Source organism: Enterocloster bolteae, from assembly GCF_002234575.2.
GTDB classification, from domain to species: Bacteria; Bacillota; Clostridia; order Lachnospirales; family Lachnospiraceae; genus Enterocloster; species Enterocloster bolteae.
Genome location: NZ_CP022464.2, coordinates 1,924,439 through 1,942,870 on the forward strand (window position 1 = coordinate 1,924,439; position 18,432 = coordinate 1,942,870).

Below are 18,432 nucleotides of genomic sequence, written 5' to 3' on the forward strand. Positions count from 1 at the left end.
CTGGAAGGAGCATTGACTCTATGGATAAAACAAAAGAGTTCATATGGCTGGCAGATAATGAGTTGAGAATAAATTTAAATAAATTAGCCAGTGATGGAATCAATGTATGGTTAGAGGATGAAAAGCTAAAGTTTAAAGGCGAACAGGGCAAGGTTACGGAAGAGGCATTAAAATGGATGCGGCAGAATAAAACAGCAATTATATCCTATCTCTTGGAGAAGGAGGAGGTTCAGGATAAGGGATTTGATTTAACCCCGATACAAAAGGCGTATTTCTTGGGTAGGGATAACCTCTATGAATTGGGAGGTATCAGTGCTAATTACTATTTTGAAATAGATATGGATAAGCTGGATGTTAAGAAATTTGAATCAATATTTAACCAGGTGATTCATGATAATGAGGCACTGAGAGGCATTATCTTGAAGTGTGGGAGGCAGGCTGTTTTAAGTAACGTACCGTGGTTCTCCATTGAAGTGAAAAGAGTAAATGATGAAGCAGAGCAAAAAGCGCTGCGGTTAGAGTGGGAAAGCAAAATATATCCGTTGGAGTCCTGGCCTATGTTTCATGTGGGTCTGACAACAAAGGATAATTGCTGTTACAGGCTGCATGTGGGGTTTGACTGTATTTTGCTGGATGCCTGGAGTGTCACACTTATGCTGAAGCAGATATATAAACTTTATGAAAATGATAAGATTATGGTTCCTGCATACACCTTTAGAGAATATTGCAATGAACATGGGAAGCTTCTGAATGAAAAAATTCAGGAGCAGGCTGAGCGGTATTGGAGCCAGCGGTGTGAAATGCTTCCGAAGGCACCGGCCTTGCCATATGCAAAAAAACTATCGGATATTAATATACCGCATTTTAGAAGATTGAATTATGAGTTGCCGAGATCCGATACAGAAACGATATATATGAAGGCGAAGGAATACAAAGTAACCCCAGCAGCAGTTCTGTGTACTGTTTATATGAAAGTATTGGCAGAATATGCGGAGTCTCCTGAGTTTTCCATAAATCTAACTGTGTTTAATCGTTTATCAGCAAATAGGGAAGTGCAGGAAGTCCTTGGAGACTTTACGAATATCAGTATCGCGGTATATGAAGCGAAGAAAGGACGGTCATTTAAGGAGGAGGTTCTGGAAACACAGAAAGAATTTTGGAATTTGGTTAAATATAGAGGGTATGAGGGCGTAAAGATAATCAGAAAAATGCCAAAGAATAATCCAGTTCAGGCGTCTTTGCCGGTAGTTTTTACGGGAATCCTTCAGGGACTTAAACAGTCCGATTACTATCTCCCCAATTGGGCAAGAGAAATTTATGCCTACAGCCAGACACCTCAAGTTTCTTTGGATTATCAGGCAACGGATTTTAAAGGTAATCTGTCTGTTAATTGGGATTACGTGGTACAGGCATTTGAGAATTTTGTGATACAGGAGATGTTTGACAAAAATATAGCTCTGCTGAGGAAAATCATTCAATTGGATTGGGAACAGGAAATTGAAATATAGGAAGAATCCCATGTGGAATGATGGTGTTTATATATTTAAGGAGTTAGACCGTATCAGTGAATCAGATTTAGAACGGGTATCTATGATTTTGCCGGAATATCGGTTGGAAAAGGTTAAAAAATATAAACGGGATCTTGATCGTAAGAATTGCGTCATCGCTTATCTCTTATTAACGATTGCCCTGAAACGGGAGTTTAATATAGAGGGAAGGATTGCTATGGACTATGGCATTCACGGAAAACCGTATTTAAAAGAATATCAAGACGTTTACTTTAATTTTAGCCACTGTTCCCAGGGTGTGGTCTGTGCTGTTTCTATAAATGATATAGGTGTTGATATAGAAACAATCGATGAAAAGAGAATGTTCTTTTCATCGGATATTTTTTCACCAAAAGAACTGGAATTCATTGTAAATTCGCAGAAAGAAGATTTCTTCCGCTTATGGGTTTTAAAGGAAGCTACTGTAAAATGTACAGGCATAGGTTTGGTCTACGGGAGCAATTATATTGAGTTTTTAACTCCGAAAGACGGGACTTTCTGCAAAGATGAATTTGTGTATCATCTGAAAAAGATAGGAAGTATGTATTTAGCGGTATGTAGCAAATACCCGGTCCGATATCAAATGGTTACACGAAAGGAGTTACTCAATATATGAGACAAAATGGAAGTATTATGGAAATCTTTTATAATTTTTTTAATAATAGCGAAAATGAAATTATATTTTATGATTTGAGTGAGGAACGTTTCAGTGCGGATAATTTACGGAATATGGTTGAAAAAACCATGGCGAAGCTGAGCTCTGTTGAAAGGCGAGAGTATGTTATTTTACAGATTGGTGATAAAAAGGAGTTTCTAATTTCCCTGATTTCCTTATTCTGTTTAGATGCCATTCCGGTTATATTGCCAATGTGTACCAGCCAAAGTGGTTATGAGCAGTTAAAGAAGATTTTGAAGGCGCATCCAGGGACATTGGTGATTGCTGATAATCAGGGCAGCCAGAATTTGGCTCATTTTACAGATGGAAGTATTAATATACAAAATATTGAAGCGGACGCAATGAGCCTTTGCCGCAGGGGCAGAGCATATGGGGAGCAGGACGAGGCAATTATCATGTATTCCTTGTATGATGTTGTTAGAAGCAAACACAACATACTTCCTTTCTTTTTCTGTTTCGTGGTTTAATACATTCAGATACTGTGACTTTTGATGTTTTTTTGTAGCCTCGACTACTCGACAGGAGTGTATTGCCATCTCTTTTATCTGAATTGTTTATTAGCTGGATGTTGCCGGAGCGTTTGCTCTGAGTACTTATTTCAATCAAGTCTACGATGATAACTGCTGGTGGATATCACGGTATCAGACTTTATGAAAGGGAGGTACAACCTCATGATTTACGTAGGCATTGATATTGCCAAACTCAACCATTTCGCCGCCGCGATTTCTTCCGACGGCGAAATACTCATCGAGCCGTTCAAATTTTCTAATAACTATGATGGCTTCTATCTACTGCTTTCTCATCTGGCACCACTTGACCAGAACAGTATCATCATAGGTCTTGAATCAACGGCACACTACGGTGACAACCTTGTTCGTTTTCTCATCAGCAAGGGCTTTAAAGTGTGTGTTCTCAACCCTATCCAGACTTCGTTCATGCGTAAAAATAATGTACGCAAAACGAAGACTGATAAAGTCGACACGTTTGTGATTGCTAAAACCCTTATGATGCAGGATTCCCTTCGGTTTATGGCCTTAGAGGATCTGGATTACATTGAGCTCAAAGAGCTCGGTAGATTCCGCCAGAAACTTGTGAAGCAGCGTACACGCTTAAAAATTCAGCTGACTTCCTATGTAGACCAGGCATTCCCGGAACTACAATACTTCTTTAAGTCTGGCTTGCATCAAAACTCTGTCTATGCCGTCCTTAAGGAGGCTCCGACACCCAACGCTATTGCTTCTATGCATTTGACCCATCTTGCTCACACCCTCGAAGTTGCTTCCCACGGCCATTTCGGTAAGGATAAAGCCAGAGAATTAAGAGTTCTCGCACAGAAGTCTGTCGGTGTCAATGACAGTTCTCTATCTATTCAAATAACTCATACCATTGAACAGATCGAGTTACTGGATAGCCAACTTTTTTCTACAGAGCTTGAAATGGCAAATCTTGTCACCTGCCTGCACTCTGTAATTATGACCATTCCCGGAATTGGTGTCGTGAATGGCGGAATGATTCTTGGTGAGATTGGTGATATACACCGATTCTCTAATCCAAAGAAACTGCTTGCATTTGCTGGACTGGATCCGACCGTTTATCAGTCTGGAAACTTCCAGGCTCACAGAACCAGGATGTCCAAAAGAGGATCTAAAGTGCTACGCTATGCCCTCATGAATGCAGCTCACAATGTCGTAAAAAACAATGCTACTTTCAAAGCTTATTATGATGCCAAGAGAGCGGAAGGCCGGACTCATTACAATGCCCTTGGGCACTGTGCTGGCAAACTTGTCAGAGTCATCTGGAAGATGCTCACTGACGAAGTAGCATTCAACCTCGAATAAGAGGTCTGTATACCATAATCGATAGATTTTGAAAAAGGGCTTTTAGGGAGCTTTGTTAAAGTTACCCTTCTTTCTGCGAAACACGGAATTGAAATTTCCACCTAATTTATACTTGACTTTTCATAGCTGGTCTCCGGCAGTACCTCGGAACCAAAGGGAACAATATTGACTGTCGAAAATATTATAGAGTCGGTAAAAGAGAAAAGCATAGAGTATAGCGTAGCACAAAATGATGTGTTTATGACATGGATGTCCTTAGAGCATATAGTGGGGATGGTGGACTTTATGTTCTTACCATTTTTTACAGGCTGTACATGCGTTTACTCGGAAATCAGCTCATTTTTATCTAATCCCAGGGAATGGTTCGATTTGATGGAAAAATACAATGTGACGGTTTCTGTAGCACCTAATTTTGCATATAAGTATATGTCCGATTGTATAACTGATTCAGATAATTGGGATCTATCATCCCTTCGCATTTTAATGAGTATTGGAGAACCGATTTCACGGCAGGTGATTCAGAGATTTTTTTCTAAGGTAAACAGGTTTCATATTGATGAGGAAAAGTTTGTTGCTGCGTATGGGTTGAGTGAGACTTGTTCCGGTGTGGTTGTAAATAAAGGAAATGTGTTAAAAGCTAAAGTGGCACCAGAAGTGAATATAACATCAGGAATTGATTTTGACAGCAGCCATTTTGATTATAAAAAAGCTGATTTAATTTGTCAGGGAGAACCTATTGCAGATACAAAAGTGAGAATCATGGACGACCATCGTGAGGAACTAAAAGAAAATTGTATCGGAAATATAGAGATAAAGGGAAGTGCTGTTTGTAAGGGATATTTTGAGTATGATGGCCGTCAGCCTGTAGAAGATGGGTGGTTAAGTACAGGCGATATAGGATTTTACTCTGGTGGGGCATTATATGTTATAGGGAGAAGAAAGGACGTGATTTTTTCCTACGGAAAAAATATATACCTGAGTGATCTTGAATATGCGGTTGCTAAATATTTTCAGCTTAGAAGCGTGGCCTGCGGTGATAATGTGTCCAGCGAGGGTGAATTTTATATCTATTTATTTGTTGAAATAAATGAGGCTGAAGGTCAGCAAATGAAAAGTAAAATCAGGCATACTATTTTAAGAGAGCTGGGTATAAAGCTAGATGATATTATCTTTATGGACAAACTTAGTAATACAAAAGCAGGAAAAATCAGTAAAGCAGAAATCATGAGGAAATATACAATGAGTAGAGATTCAGAGAGAAGAGATAATATAGAAGGTTTTATAAAGGGTTACTTTGCGGGAGAAGTTACGGAAGACACCAGTATTCTGGACGTTGCAGAAGACTCCCTGAGTATGTTTCGGTTGATTGGTGCAATCCATAAGCAATTTGGAATTAAAATGGGGATTCTTGATTTAACGAGGTGTGAAACCATTCATGATTTATGTGATTACATCAATAAGCTTTCCGGAAGAGAAATACCGGTAGAAAAGATAACATGTGAAAACCAGATGTTTTGCACCTCTATACAGGAGGCATACATACTGGGACGCCAGCAGGAGTTCTATGGAAATACCAACATGTCCCACTTTTATTTGGAAGTGAGGCATAATCTTTCTTCACAAAAAATAGAAGAGGCAATACGTAAACTAATCAGACGCCATTCTATGCTGCGCAGTATTTTTGAAAATAGCAGACGGGTGGTATTGGGTGAAGACATTGCCGATACGTTTTTCTTAAAGACTTTAGAAGAAAAGTCACTTGAAAGCCATAGAAAAGCTGCCAATCAGAAAGTAAATGAACCAGACAAATGGCCACTGTTTGAAATCTGTAATATCAAGGAGGGGGATTCTTATATTGCGGCCATTGATATAGATATGCTTATTGTGGACGGATTTAGTTTAAGCGTGTTGGTCAGAGACTTTAAGAGTTTATGCAGGAGGCTGGAATTAGAACCCATATCGGATGGATTTGGCAAGTATCTGGAAGCATATTCCATCAGAAAATCCGGAAACAGATACTTACAGGATAAACAATATTGGCTGGAAAGAGTGAAGACGCTTCCGGGCTCCCCACAAATACCGATTCTTGCAGCTGTCAATCGTGGCCCTAATGTATTTTTACGCAAGGAGAAGGCATTTACAGAGCAAGCCTGGGAAGAGTTAGAAAATGTTGCAGAAAGAAATGGTGTGACGATAAGCGTATTGCTGTTGACTCTTTATATACATACGCTTAAGAGATGGAGCGAGGAACCGGAATTTACACTCAATGTAACAGTGATGGATCGTCCGACACAGATGAAAGACACAGAGCGTTTTGTTGGAGACTTTACGACCAATACACTTTTCAATTACGAAAATGAATCAGGCAGTCCCCGGAATCTGTACCAGGATTTATCTCATGTAAAGGGTAGGTTATATGAGTATTTGGATCATAACAATTTCGATGGTGTAGAAGTAATAAGGGAGTATGCTAAAGTTCATCAGGGCGAGATGGCTTTAATGCCGGTGGTTTTCACCAGTATGTTGTTTAAGGAAGACAATGCGCTTACATATGAGGACATCAACTACTTTGTTACTCAAACATCACAGGTATATCTGGACTGCCAGATATATCATTATGATACAACTTACGTAATCGCTTGGGATTATCTGGAGAAGGTTTTTCCGGACAATATGATTCACAATATGTTTGATTACTACATGAATCTTGTTGAAGGAATAATCTGCGGCCGTGAAATCAATGAAATCCCCGTAGGAAATGAGAGAGCAGTTACTCGGTACAATGAAACTGATTATTCGGAAGAACTAATGACTATTCCGGAAATGTTAAAACGGTCACTCGATTTCTTTGGTCCCAAAACAGCCATAACGGATGGTGAAACTGTATTAACATATGAACAGTTAAAGAGACGTATGGAAGATATGATTGAGGATTATATAAAACAGGGGATGAAATGTGGAGATACGGTCATGGTACTGGCGGGAAAGGATATTGATTCCGTAGTAGCGATATTAGCTGTTGCTAAAATAGGAGCCACCTTTATACCCGTTCCGGAAGATTATCCGAAGGAACGTATTGAAACTATAAGAGAGTATTCCAGTGCAGAGTGGATTGTGCATGTGCAGAATAATAAGATTGAAAGATGTGTTTCTGCTAAGAGACAGAGGAATCACACAACTTCTAAGTTGGAGGACACAGCCTATATAATTTTCACATCGGGTAGCACAGGCAATCCCAAAGGGGTGGCCATTTCTCACGAAGGTGTTATGAATACGCTGGTTGATATGAAAAAAAGATTTGCCTTGGACGAAAATGAAGGGGTATTGGGATTGTCTGCGCTGAATTTTGATTTATCCATTTTTGATATTTTCGGCAGTATCTATATGGGCGGATTTTTATCTTTGGTAAAGGACCCGAGGAATGCAGAAGAGATAAACCATATGCTGGAGCAATTCCCTATAACGATATGGAATTCGGTTCCAGCAATCATGAAACTGTTTTTGGAAAGTCTTCCAGTGGATTATAGAAATACAGAAATAAATCATATTTTCTTAAGCGGGGACTGGATTGGTACGGAGCTGCCTGAAAAAATAAAAAAGGTGTTTACGAATGCAGAAATTATAAGTTTGGGAGGTGCTACAGAGGCTTCAATCTGGTCAATCTATTTTCCGATCCGTGAGGTTCGGAAAGAATGGAGCAGTATACCTTATGGCTATCCATTAGGAAATCAAAAGATTTATATATTGAATAAAGAAGGCGATGCATGCCCAACAAATGTTGTGGGTGAAATCTGTATTGGCGGAAGGGGAGTAGCTTTAGGATATGTTGGAGACGAGGAAAAAACAAATCGGTCATTTGTAGATATACCTTCAATTGGGAGAGTGTATAAAACAGGGGACTATGGTAAATTTTCTGAAGAAGGATATGTAATAATATTGGGGCGAAAAGATGGTCAGGTTAAAATAAACGGTTTTCGTATTGAATTAGGTGAGATTGAGGCTGTTGCCCGTAAATTCTATACAGTAGATAATGCAATTGCAATTATGGATTCTAAGAAGAAATTGGCTCTGTTTTATACTGGGAAGGAAATAGAAGATAGGGAATTGCAGGTTCACTTTGAAAAATATCTGCCTGCCTACATGATCCCATACCGCTTTGTTTATATGGAACAGTTCCCGTTAAGTAAAAATGGAAAAATAGACAGGGCTGCGTTATTGCAGATACGGGAATTAAAAGAGGAATCCGAGATATCAGCTCCGGCTAATGAGATAGAAATGAAAATATCTGTAATATGGGGGAAGTATTTAGAGAGCGATCAAGTATCGGTTGATGAAAACTTCTTTGCCTTGGGCGGGGATTCTATCATTGCACAAAGGATAGCACAGGAATTAACAAAGCAATTTGCAGTGAAAATTCCCTTTGTAAAAATTGTGGAAACCGGCACTGTAAAAGAATTGGCCCGGTTTATACAAACTGAAACGGAATCAAAGGAGGAGCCGAAGGCCACTTTATTATCGGAAAACCAGGGGGAGAAAACAGTGGAAGCATCTCAAACGGAACTTCCAATGACGAATATTCAAAAAGCATATTTTAATGGAAGAAATGATTCGTTTGAATTGGCGCACTATAATGCCCATTACTATTTTGAGGTGGAGTTCCCATATGAAATCAGTGATATTGAAAGAAGCATTGCACAGATGCTGGAGCGTCATGAGGTTTTACGCAGTATATTTTTAAAAAATGGAACACAGAAGATTCTGGCAGACGTGCCGGAGTATAAGGTTGATATTACGATAGCCGAGACGGAACAGGAGTTTGCGGAAAAGAATGAACAGATGCGCCGCGAATTGTCTCACAAAAATTATGATTTTTCAAAGTGGCCGTTATTTACGTTTGAAGTTTTAAAACGGGGATGTGACGATTTTAAGATTTTGTGTGCAAGTATCAACCTCATGGTTTGTGATGGTGACAGCTTAAGAATCTTTCTAAAGGAATTTACAGAAGGTTTAAATAATAAAAAACTGCCGCCGATTCATTATTCATATCACGAATATGTAAATTCATTAAATGATTGTACGAATGAAAGGGAGTATCAGGAGGCGAAAGCTTACTGGTTAAATAAAATTCCTTGTTTTCCGGAATTCCCTCACTTACCTATGCTGAAAAACCTGACACAATGTAAAAATTATAGAATCAGCAGAGTCTCCGAAACGATTGATGCTGAAACCTGGGGGACATTTAAAAACACTGTAAGAAAACATGCTGTTTCTCCATCTACAGTACTTTGCACAATTTATGCCAGGGTGCTTGCGAAATGGAGTAATCAGAAGGATTTGCTGCTTAATATGACTGCATTTGAAAGAAAAGAGTTTGATCAGAATGTCAGTGGGATTTTAGGGGACTTTACAAAAATTCTTCCATTGGAAGTACATATTGATGGGGCGGATTTTTGGGATAATGCGATGCAGATTCAGACGAGGATTTTGAATAATCTGGATCACAAAGCATTTGATGGTACAGAGATTATAAGAGAATTGTCAAGGCTGAGTAATGGAATAGGTAAGGCCCTGATGCCGGTGGTATTTACCTGTGTGTTATTTGATTCTGATGAGAACTGGTTTGAACAGATTGGAAAACTGAGATACGCCGTTACGCAGACACCTCAGGTATTTTTGGATAACCAAATTCTTGAAATGAAGCATGAGCTTTATATATCGTGGGATTATGTGGAGGATTTATTCAATCCTGCGATAATAGCTGCAGTATTTGAGGATTTTATAAGTGGAATTAAAAATATAGCAGTAAATGGGGTATTTGAAACACGGTCTCAAATAGAAACGGATAAAGTTTGGGATGGATATAACATGCCGGTGGAACGTGTTGCCCCCAATACATTGCAGGCATTTTTTGAAAAGCAGGTCCGGGAAACACCGGACGGAACAGCCTTATATTACGGAGACAAACAATACACCTATGCTGCGATTGAGGCCAAAGCGAATCAGGTTGCACGTTATTTATGCAGCCATGGAATCTGCGGCGCCAATAACCGGGTCGGCGTGCTGGGAGAAAGAAAACCGGAAACCATTATTTCTATTATAGGAGTATTAAAAACGGGTGCTGCCTATGTTCCTGTGGATGCAAAGTTCCCGAAGGAAAGACGGGATTTCATACTGGAGAATAGTGGTTCAAGGCTATTGCTGAGTGAGGAACTGTATCGTTCGGGGGAATTAGAGCAATATGATGAAAGCCCCATAGGAATACAATCGCTGCCTGATTCTTTGGCATATATCATTTATACGTCAGGCAGTACAGGAAAACCAAAGGGCGTTATGATAAATCATATGGCAGCCTGCAATACAATCAGCGATCTGAACAACAAGATAAAATTAAATAAGACGGACAGATTGATTGGGATATCATCAGTTTGCTTTGATTTATCCGTATATGATATTTTTGGAGCATTTAGTACAGGAGCTGCACTGGTAATGGTCCGTGATGCGAGAGATTGCAGCGAGATTGTTTCCCTTCTTGCGGAAAGAAAGATTACGGTATGGAACTCGGTACCGGTTATCTGCTCAATTGTTGTTCAACATATGTTGGAAAGAGGGATGAAAGATAGCCTTTCATTACGGCAGATTATGCTGAGTGGAGATTGGATTCCACTTGATTTGCCAGATAAGGCGAAAAGCATCTTTAACAAAACTAAGATAATGAGTTTAGGCGGAGCAACAGAAGCTTCTATTTGGTCAATCTATTATGAAATAGGAGAAGTAAAACCAGCATGGAAGAGTATACCTTATGGCATGCCTTTAAAAAATCAGACAATGTATGTTTTGAACTTCGCCGGCGAGTTATGCCCTATGGACGTAGTGGGTGAAATATATATTGGAGGAGTTGGGGTCGCACAGGGATATTGTGGAGATACAGAGAAAACGGAAGCTGCATTTATTCAACATGACCATCTGGGCAGGATTTATAAGACTGGTGATATGGGAGTGCTGCGGAAAGAGGGATATATTGAATTTTTAGGCAGAATAGATAATCAGGTTAAAATTCGTGGCTATAGAATCGAATTAGGAGAAATTGAATCTGCCATTAATAATGTACCAGGAATTGAAAAAAGTGTAATTTCATATGTGGTAAATAGAACGGGAAATAAACAGCTGATAGCATACTATATTCCAACATCGAACGACCTTGCTTCAGAGACTATCAAGGAAAGTATAGGTGCTTTTCTGCCTGAATACATGGTACCGCAGCATTATATTTCCATAAAAGAATTACCGCTGTCTGCCAATGGGAAAATTGACAGAAGTAAGCTTCCTGAGCTGAATTTAGATAAGAAGGAGCGGGCATTATCAAAAGATGTAATCAGTCCGTTGCAGAAAACACTGCTGGGAATTTGGCAAAAGGTATTTGAAAATACTGAAATTACTATTACCGATGATTTTTATGGCCTGGGTGGAGATTCTATTGTTCTGATGAAGCTATTGGACGAAATTGCTTTGGCAGGTCTGGAAAACATTAGCATAGAAGATATTTTGGAATATGAGACAATAGAGGCGTTATCAGCTTATATGGAAGAAAACAAATAAGAGGAGTTATTACATGATAGGAATTATTGGAGGCAGTGGTAATGTTGGCCAATGGGCGACCCAGGCTTTAACGCGTTTTTCCAGTGCATACATCAAAGTGGGGGGAAGGAACAAGGAACAATTTGAAAAATTGGCAAGGTCATTGCCTGATAACGCCGCAGTGGAATTCAGGCAGGTGGATTTCAAAAACATTCATAGTGTAAAGCAATTTGCTGAGGATTGCACAATTATTTTAAATTGCGCCGGCCCTACCTATAATCATGCATCCGAACTGGCGGAAGCGGTATTGAATATGGGAATTGGGTATGTGGACGTTGGATATGGTAAAGCGATGGACCAAATATTTAAAAGATATGGCGATAAAAGGATTCTTTGTAAAGCCGGTGCAATCCCTGGATTATCAGGCGTGTTGCCAAAATATCTGGCCCAGCAAGTTGAAGAGATACACCAGATAGAAGTATATTATTGCGCTTTGGGAAAGTTCACTAAGACAGCTGCGGCAGACTATTTAGATGGGGTATTTGACAACAGAATGGAATTACCATCAAAGAGGAGAGAGGCAAGAAGGAAACTTCTTCCTCTTTCCATAAACGAAGCTTATTTATACCCATATTATGATGAGGAATGTGAGCATGTAGAACGGATTACAAAGTGTAATGTTTCAAAATGGTTCATGGCATTGGAGGGGGAGTGCACGCACAATTTTATGAACACGGCGGCTGACAGTTATAAAATGGATTCTGATAAAGCAGTTGAAGATTTGTGCTTGGCTACTTATGTCGATACATTAGGAAGAACGGAATATGCAGGTTTTGTAATTCAGATATCCGGAGAGACAGCGGGTAAACATATGATTCGCACCATGCAGGTAAAAGCACCAACAGCAGAGTATATGACAGGTACAGTAGCAGCGGCATCTGCCCTTTTGCTGGATAATACAAAGGAGTTGGAAATCGGAGGGGAATTAGGAAAGATAAAAGAAGTGAATGAATTCTTTTCTATATTGGATAGGATTGGACAAAGGTTGCTGATAAGCATTGTAGATAAATCAATAGAGGATTTAACAGCTGTTGAGGAAGGAGAAATATAAATATGCAGAAAATACGAACTGTGGTATGCGGCACTACATTTGGGCTCTTTTATCTTGAGGCTCTGAGACGATTGAATGATAAATTTGAGATTGTCGGTATTTTAGCAAATGGGAGCGAACGTTCCAAAAGATGCGCGGCAAATTTCAATACCACTTTATATACTGATATACGGCAGGTTCCAAAGGATATTGACTTAGCCTGCGTAGTTATAAGAACCAGGGCGTTGGGCGGAAAAGGGACTGAGATAGCGGCACATTTCCTGGAAAATGGAATAAATGTCATTCAGGAGCAGCCAATCCATCCTAAAGATTTGGAAGAGTGCTATCGTATTGCGTTAAAGAATGGGGTATATTTTCAAACCGGAGATGTTTACCCCCACCTTGACGGTGTTGAAACGTTTATACGAAGTGCACATAAATTAAATGAAATTCATGACCGTCCGCTATATATGAACTTATCTTTTGCACCGCAGGTATCTTATCCGTTAATGGATATTTTGATGAATTCCTTACCAGATATCCGCTCATGGGAATTCAGCGGTAATGTTAAGGCTGGACCATTTAGGGTTATAACAGGTACTTTAAATAAGATACCGGTATGCATGGAAATTCATAATGAGGTATTCCCGAAGGACCCGGATAACAACATGCATTTGCTTCATAGTATAACGTATATGTATGAGAGCGGACATTTGTCACTGCAGGACACATTTGGGCCGGCAATTTGGAATCCGCGGCTTGACATTCCTGTGGAGTTATACAATTATGGCGATGTGAAAAGTGAAGTTCCTGAATACATGTATGAAAAAACGGGACATATTTTAGGCGGATATCACAGCCGGAATTTTAAACAGATTATCACAGATATATGGCCGGAGGCTGTAAAGAAGGATCTCCTGCTGGTTTTAAAGGGAATTAGCGATAAACGGCTGCTCAACGCCAAAGGACAGAAAGAGATGATTTGCTCAAGGCAGTGGAATGAGATGACAAAATATCTGGGATATGCGGATATAATGGACAAGAAATTGAGTAAGGCCACCCTTACCGATATATTGGAAAAGAGTGTTCAAGAACAGAGGAGGCATGAATATGAATCATGTTGAGAACATGAAAATAATTTTAGAGTTATTTAAAAATAAGGGAATCACCCTATTTATGGATGGAGAAAAATTAAAGTACAGAGCCTCTCATGGAATAAATCATGATGATATTTTGTTGCTGAAAGAGAATAAAGAAGCTTTGATTCAGTATTTCAAAGAGCACGCTGAGGATATAAGAATCATATCTGCCCCAGAGGATATGTACAAACCATTTGCGCTTACAGATGTACAGGCTGCCTATGCATTGGGAAGAAAAGATACTTTTGAATATGGTGGGGTAGCATGCCATGTTTATATGGAATTAACATATAGTGAGTTACATGTGGATAAGGTACAGGCAGCATGGCAGCGTTTGATTGCCAGACATGAGATGCTGAGAGCCATTGTTAATGAAAATGGAACACAGCAGGTATTACCGGAAGTAAATGAATTTAAAATACAGGAGTATGATCTTTTACATATTTCTGAGGCTGGTAAGGCTCTCGAAAAAATTAGAAATCGTATGGGAAATGCTATATATGAACTTGGAAGCTGGCCCATGTTTGAAATTGCAGTGAGCCATACAGATAAGGAATCCATTCTTCACTTTTCAATGGAATTTTTAATTGCAGATTGGAAAAGTATTTGGATGCTATTATACGAGTTTGAAACACTTTATTTCACACCGGAACAATTGTTGCCTGAAGTGGGAGTGACATTCAGGGACTATTTGATAGCCGAGAGAAAATTGAAAGAAACAGAACAGTATAAGGTTGATAAGGAGTACTGGTTAAATAGAATAGAAAGTTTGCCAAAGGCTCCGGAGCTTCCGATACTTAGAAATCCAATTAAAAACAGGAGTGATTTTTCAAGATATTTTATGGAGATTGATCAGGAAAAATGGAATAGATTAAAAAGATACTCCAATCATTTTGGAATAACGCCAACGGCAGTGGTATTGACAGCTTATGCAGAAGTAATGGAACGGTGGAGTCAGACATCAGAATTTTGTATTAATCTCACCGTTCTCAACAGAGCGCCCATTCACCAGAAGGTAGAGGAAATTGTTGGAGATTTTACATCTGTAAGCCTTTTGGAAACACGTATGGAAAAATCGAAGCCTTTTATTGAAAAGGCCCGAGAGATATCAGGCCAATTGTTTGAAGATTTGGATCATCGTTTGTTTAATGGTGTTGAGGTCATCAGGGAAATATCGAGGAAAAAAGGAAGGGAACATGCCTTAATGCCAATTGTTTTTACCAGCGCTATTGGCCTTTCTGATAAGAAGCTGCAAGGTGAGTTTCACGGAAATGGAATTAGCCAGACACCACAAGTATTCATAGACTGCCAGGTCATGGACGGAGAATATGGATTACAGGCGGATTGGGATGTTAGAAACGGTGTATTTCCTGATGGGTTGATTAAGGATATGTTTGAAACCTTCCGTAGCAGGCTTTTGGAGTTGGCAGAAACTGATGTGAACTGGACAAAGGTTTCTGAACTGGAACTGCCTTCATGGCAGCTGGAGCGGATAGCCGGCATAAACAGTACTGAAAAAGAGATATCTCCTCAAATGCTGTATGACGAGTTCCTGGAACAGGTTAAGAAGCAACCTGCAAAAACAGCAGTGATTGATTCTGCAGATAAATTTACATATTTGGAACTTCATCATATGGCGTTAGGGATTGCGGACCGCCTGAGTGAAATGGGGATTAAACCAGGCAGCAATATTGCAGTTTTGCTCCCCAAAAGTCGATTTCAGGTAGCTGCGGTATTAGGTATTTTATATACTTCTTGCATTTATGTGCCTGTTGACATAGAGCAGCCGGAACAGCGTTGGAACACAATCGTAGCCAATGCTGATATAAAAGCAGTTCTTATTCATTCGGGTCATAGTGCAGTTTTTGAACATGTGCCGGTGTTACCGGTTGACCAGATCGAGGCAATAAGTAATGACAGTATGATATTGCGAGGAACCCCCGATGATTTGGCATATATTATTTTTACTTCAGGAACTACTGGTGTTCCTAAAGGTGTGGCTATCACACATAAAGCTGCTTGGAATATAATTAAAGATATTAACCAGAAATTTTTCGTCAGTAGTCAGGATTCAGTGTTAGGGCTGTCAAAACTTAATTTTGATTTGTCGGTCTATGATATTTTTGGATTATTATCATGCGGAGGAACCTTGGTTTATCCAAAACTCTCAAGATACATGGACCCGTCTCATTGGGTAGAGCTTATACAGGAATATGAAATCACCATCTGGAATTCCGTACCCGCGTTTATGCAGATTTTAACCGGTTATTTTGCCGGTAAGAATGAGAAGCTGCCACTTCGCATCGTGCTGTTATCAGGAGACTGGATTCCGGTAGGCATGCCTGGGGATATACAAAAATGTGCTGGTGATGCCATGGTTATCAGCTTAGGCGGTGCAACGGAAGCCTCTATCTGGTCCATATATCATGAATGTGTTGATAATGAGATACGTGAGGTGAGTATACCTTATGGCAAACCTCTATCGAATCAGGGATTCTCTATTTATGATGCAAAAGGACGCCCATGCCCGGTATACGTGACAGGAGAACTTTGTATTTGGGGAACAGGTCTTGCCGAAGGGTATTATAATGACCATAAGCTGACAGAGGCAAAGTTTGTTACGGGCAGAGAAAATGGCAGAATGTATAAAACAGGGGATAATGGCTGTTATCTGCCTAATGGTGAGATTGAGTTTAAGGGGCGAAATGATAATCAGATAAAGCTGAGAGGACACCGTATTGAATTAGGAGAGATCCAGTCTACTCTGGAACAGCATAAATCTGTTTCACAGGCTATGGTGGTGCTGAATGAGGTAAAAACGGATATTTATGCTTTTGTAAAGACTGTTCAAGGGAATGTGAAGAATTCTGATTTAAAACAATATTTAGAAGCGTATTTACCAAAGTATATGATTCCTGCGGATATTATTTCGGTAGAAGAGTTTCCGCTGACTGCCAATGGGAAAATAGACCGGGATAAAATTAAAAAGTTAATCATTAAACAGGAAAACGCAGAAGGAAAAGAACTGCGGGAAGAAAATCCTGATGAACTACAGAATAAACTGATAGAGCTTTGGAACAGCGTTGTTCCCCAAAGCGCAGTTGGGGTATTTGACAATTTCTATGACTTGGGAGCGGATTCACTAATACTCGCCCAGATGGCTACAAAAGTTAGAGAACAAATTTCTAAGGATATTGCCTTTGACGCTTTACTGAGAGAACTGATTTATAATCCGACCATTCAAAAACTGTCGGAGTTCATTAGGAATAATACAGAAACGGAAGTCGAAGAGAAGAAAATGGAGGACACAAACTCTGAACTTGTATTTGTGAGGGAATATGGCGGAGATCTGGAGAAAGGACTTAGTATAATATTCCATGGTGCTTTAGGTTCATTTAATCGTTTCGACTATCTTGCAGATTCTTTAATTGCAAGTAAGGGAGAAAAAGTGATTGGGATAGGTATTAAAGATACGAATAAGTATTGTTCAATACCGTCAACTAATTTGATTTGGATGTTATCAGATATATATTCCCAAATAATCTGTAGTTATCAGGTAAAGGCCGTAAGTTTGATAGGGTATTGTTTCGGTGGTGTTATAGCATTAGAGACGGCAAACCGCCTTAATGAAAATTCGATAACCGTGAAGTCACTCTCAATATTAGACAGCCTTTTATTGCCTCCTTCATTTAAGGTAGAAGATGAACTGCTAATGGAAATGATGTTTTTGGACAATATCCCAGTTTCTTACGCAGATATTGAGATGCCGAATCCTGCGCTGTACGAGCAGATTATAGTCCAGGAATCAATGAAAAAAGGAGTAATTAATAAGGGCTTTCTGACAAGTATATCTGGAACAACCGAACGGGAGCAGTTAGGTAACTTTTTCAGAGAATTGGCAACGATGCAGAAAGAAGAACGGTTCGGATTATACGCAGTACAGTGTAAAAAGAATACGAATGTAGAGATGCCGATGGAGCTTATTAAGAGTTTATATCAGGTTTGCGTTGCGACATTTGAAGCCATGCATTATGAAATATGCCCGTATTTAGGTACAATAAATTATTTCTTTGCCCCGGAGGGCGAAGTGGGATTTAAGAAAATGGTGTTGGAGACATGGGAGGGATTGGCATTAGGAGCTTTTAACGTTATCGAAACCCCTGGAAACCATTATACTTGTGTGGAACAGAAAGAGAATGCAGAATATTTGGCAGGCTCATTATGTGACTTAAAAGAATGATGGACATTGTACATCGAGATTACTGCTTCTACAAAATGAAACATTTTTGGTAACTTAAAAGGCTGGCAGTTAAAAGAAAAGGATGTGATATGATGTCAAATAAAAATAATACTCGGTCTATGCTGCTTCATGACAGCCCGCAAAGTTTAGTATTAACAATAGAAGGGCATACTGAAAGGCAATGGGGAGACCGGATGTCTGTTCTAAGAAAAAAGGAGAAGATTTCAAACGAAACTTGTAGCCAGAGTTATGCTATGAATCCGGGGATGAATAGCTATTGCGCAATAGGGTAGAGTTTAATATAATCGTGAATTTTGAATAGAGAAA

Annotated in this window: 8 protein-coding genes; all 8 read left to right on the forward strand. The window is 39.5% G+C overall.

Features of this window, described 5'->3' with window-relative positions:
• Window positions 1-20 precede the first annotated feature (20 nt).
• A complete protein-coding gene (locus CGC65_RS09150; protein ID WP_002565723.1) occupies window positions 21-1,508 on the forward strand; it encodes a condensation domain-containing protein in 1,488 nt (495 codons plus the stop codon).
• Between the two features lie 10 nt (window positions 1,509-1,518).
• A complete protein-coding gene (locus CGC65_RS09155; protein ID WP_002565722.1) occupies window positions 1,519-2,163 on the forward strand; it encodes a 4'-phosphopantetheinyl transferase family protein in 645 nt (214 codons plus the stop codon).
• Window positions 2,160-2,690, forward strand: coding sequence for a hypothetical protein (locus tag CGC65_RS30935; RefSeq protein ID WP_007036538.1), 531 nt, complete (start codon window positions 2,160-2,162; stop codon window positions 2,688-2,690). The genes CGC65_RS09155 and CGC65_RS30935 overlap by 4 nt, the downstream gene beginning before the upstream one ends.
• 204 nt (window positions 2,691-2,894) lie before the next feature.
• Window positions 2,895-4,061 (forward strand): IS110 family RNA-guided transposase, encoded by a 1,167-nt coding sequence (locus CGC65_RS09165; protein ID WP_039896941.1) that lies wholly within the window; start codon window positions 2,895-2,897, stop codon window positions 4,059-4,061.
• Between the two features lie 126 nt (window positions 4,062-4,187).
• The gene (locus CGC65_RS09170; protein WP_080548690.1) at window positions 4,188-11,657 is read left to right on the forward strand and encodes a non-ribosomal peptide synthetase; all 7,470 of its coding nucleotides are present in this window, start codon (window positions 4,188-4,190) and stop codon (window positions 11,655-11,657) included.
• Window positions 11,658-11,670: 13 nt separating this feature from the next.
• Window positions 11,671-12,747 carry a saccharopine dehydrogenase NADP-binding domain-containing protein gene (locus CGC65_RS09175; protein ID WP_002565720.1) on the forward strand — a complete coding sequence of 359 codons (1,077 nt, stop codon included), beginning with the start codon at window positions 11,671-11,673 and terminating at the stop codon, window positions 12,745-12,747.
• A 2-nt stretch (window positions 12,748-12,749) separates the two neighbouring features.
• Window positions 12,750-13,850: a Gfo/Idh/MocA family oxidoreductase gene (locus CGC65_RS09180; RefSeq protein ID WP_002565719.1), complete on the forward strand. Its 1,101-nt coding sequence runs from the start codon at window positions 12,750-12,752 to the stop codon at window positions 13,848-13,850.
• Window positions 13,837-18,105 (forward strand): non-ribosomal peptide synthetase, encoded by a 4,269-nt coding sequence (locus CGC65_RS09185; protein ID WP_002565718.1) that lies wholly within the window; start codon window positions 13,837-13,839, stop codon window positions 18,103-18,105. The genes CGC65_RS09180 and CGC65_RS09185 overlap by 14 nt, the downstream gene beginning before the upstream one ends.
• Window positions 18,106-18,432 lie beyond the last annotated feature (327 nt).

Excerpts from the sequence above, each read along its gene's own strand:
- CGC65_RS09150 (WP_002565723.1), top strand. The coding sequence starts at position 21 with ATGGATAAAACAAAAGAGTTCATATGGCTGGCAGATAATGAGTTGAGA.
- CGC65_RS09155 (WP_002565722.1), top strand. The coding sequence starts at position 1,519 with ATGTGGAATGATGGTGTTTATATATTTAAGGAGTTAGACCGTATCAGT.
- CGC65_RS30935 (WP_007036538.1), top strand. The coding sequence starts at position 2,160 with ATGAGACAAAATGGAAGTATTATGGAAATCTTTTATAATTTTTTTAAT.
- CGC65_RS09165 (WP_039896941.1), top strand. The coding sequence starts at position 2,895 with ATGATTTACGTAGGCATTGATATTGCCAAACTCAACCATTTCGCCGCC.
- CGC65_RS09175 (WP_002565720.1), top strand. The coding sequence starts at position 11,671 with ATGATAGGAATTATTGGAGGCAGTGGTAATGTTGGCCAATGGGCGACC.
- CGC65_RS09180 (WP_002565719.1), top strand. The coding sequence starts at position 12,750 with ATGCAGAAAATACGAACTGTGGTATGCGGCACTACATTTGGGCTCTTT.
- CGC65_RS09185 (WP_002565718.1), top strand. The coding sequence starts at position 13,837 with ATGAATCATGTTGAGAACATGAAAATAATTTTAGAGTTATTTAAAAAT.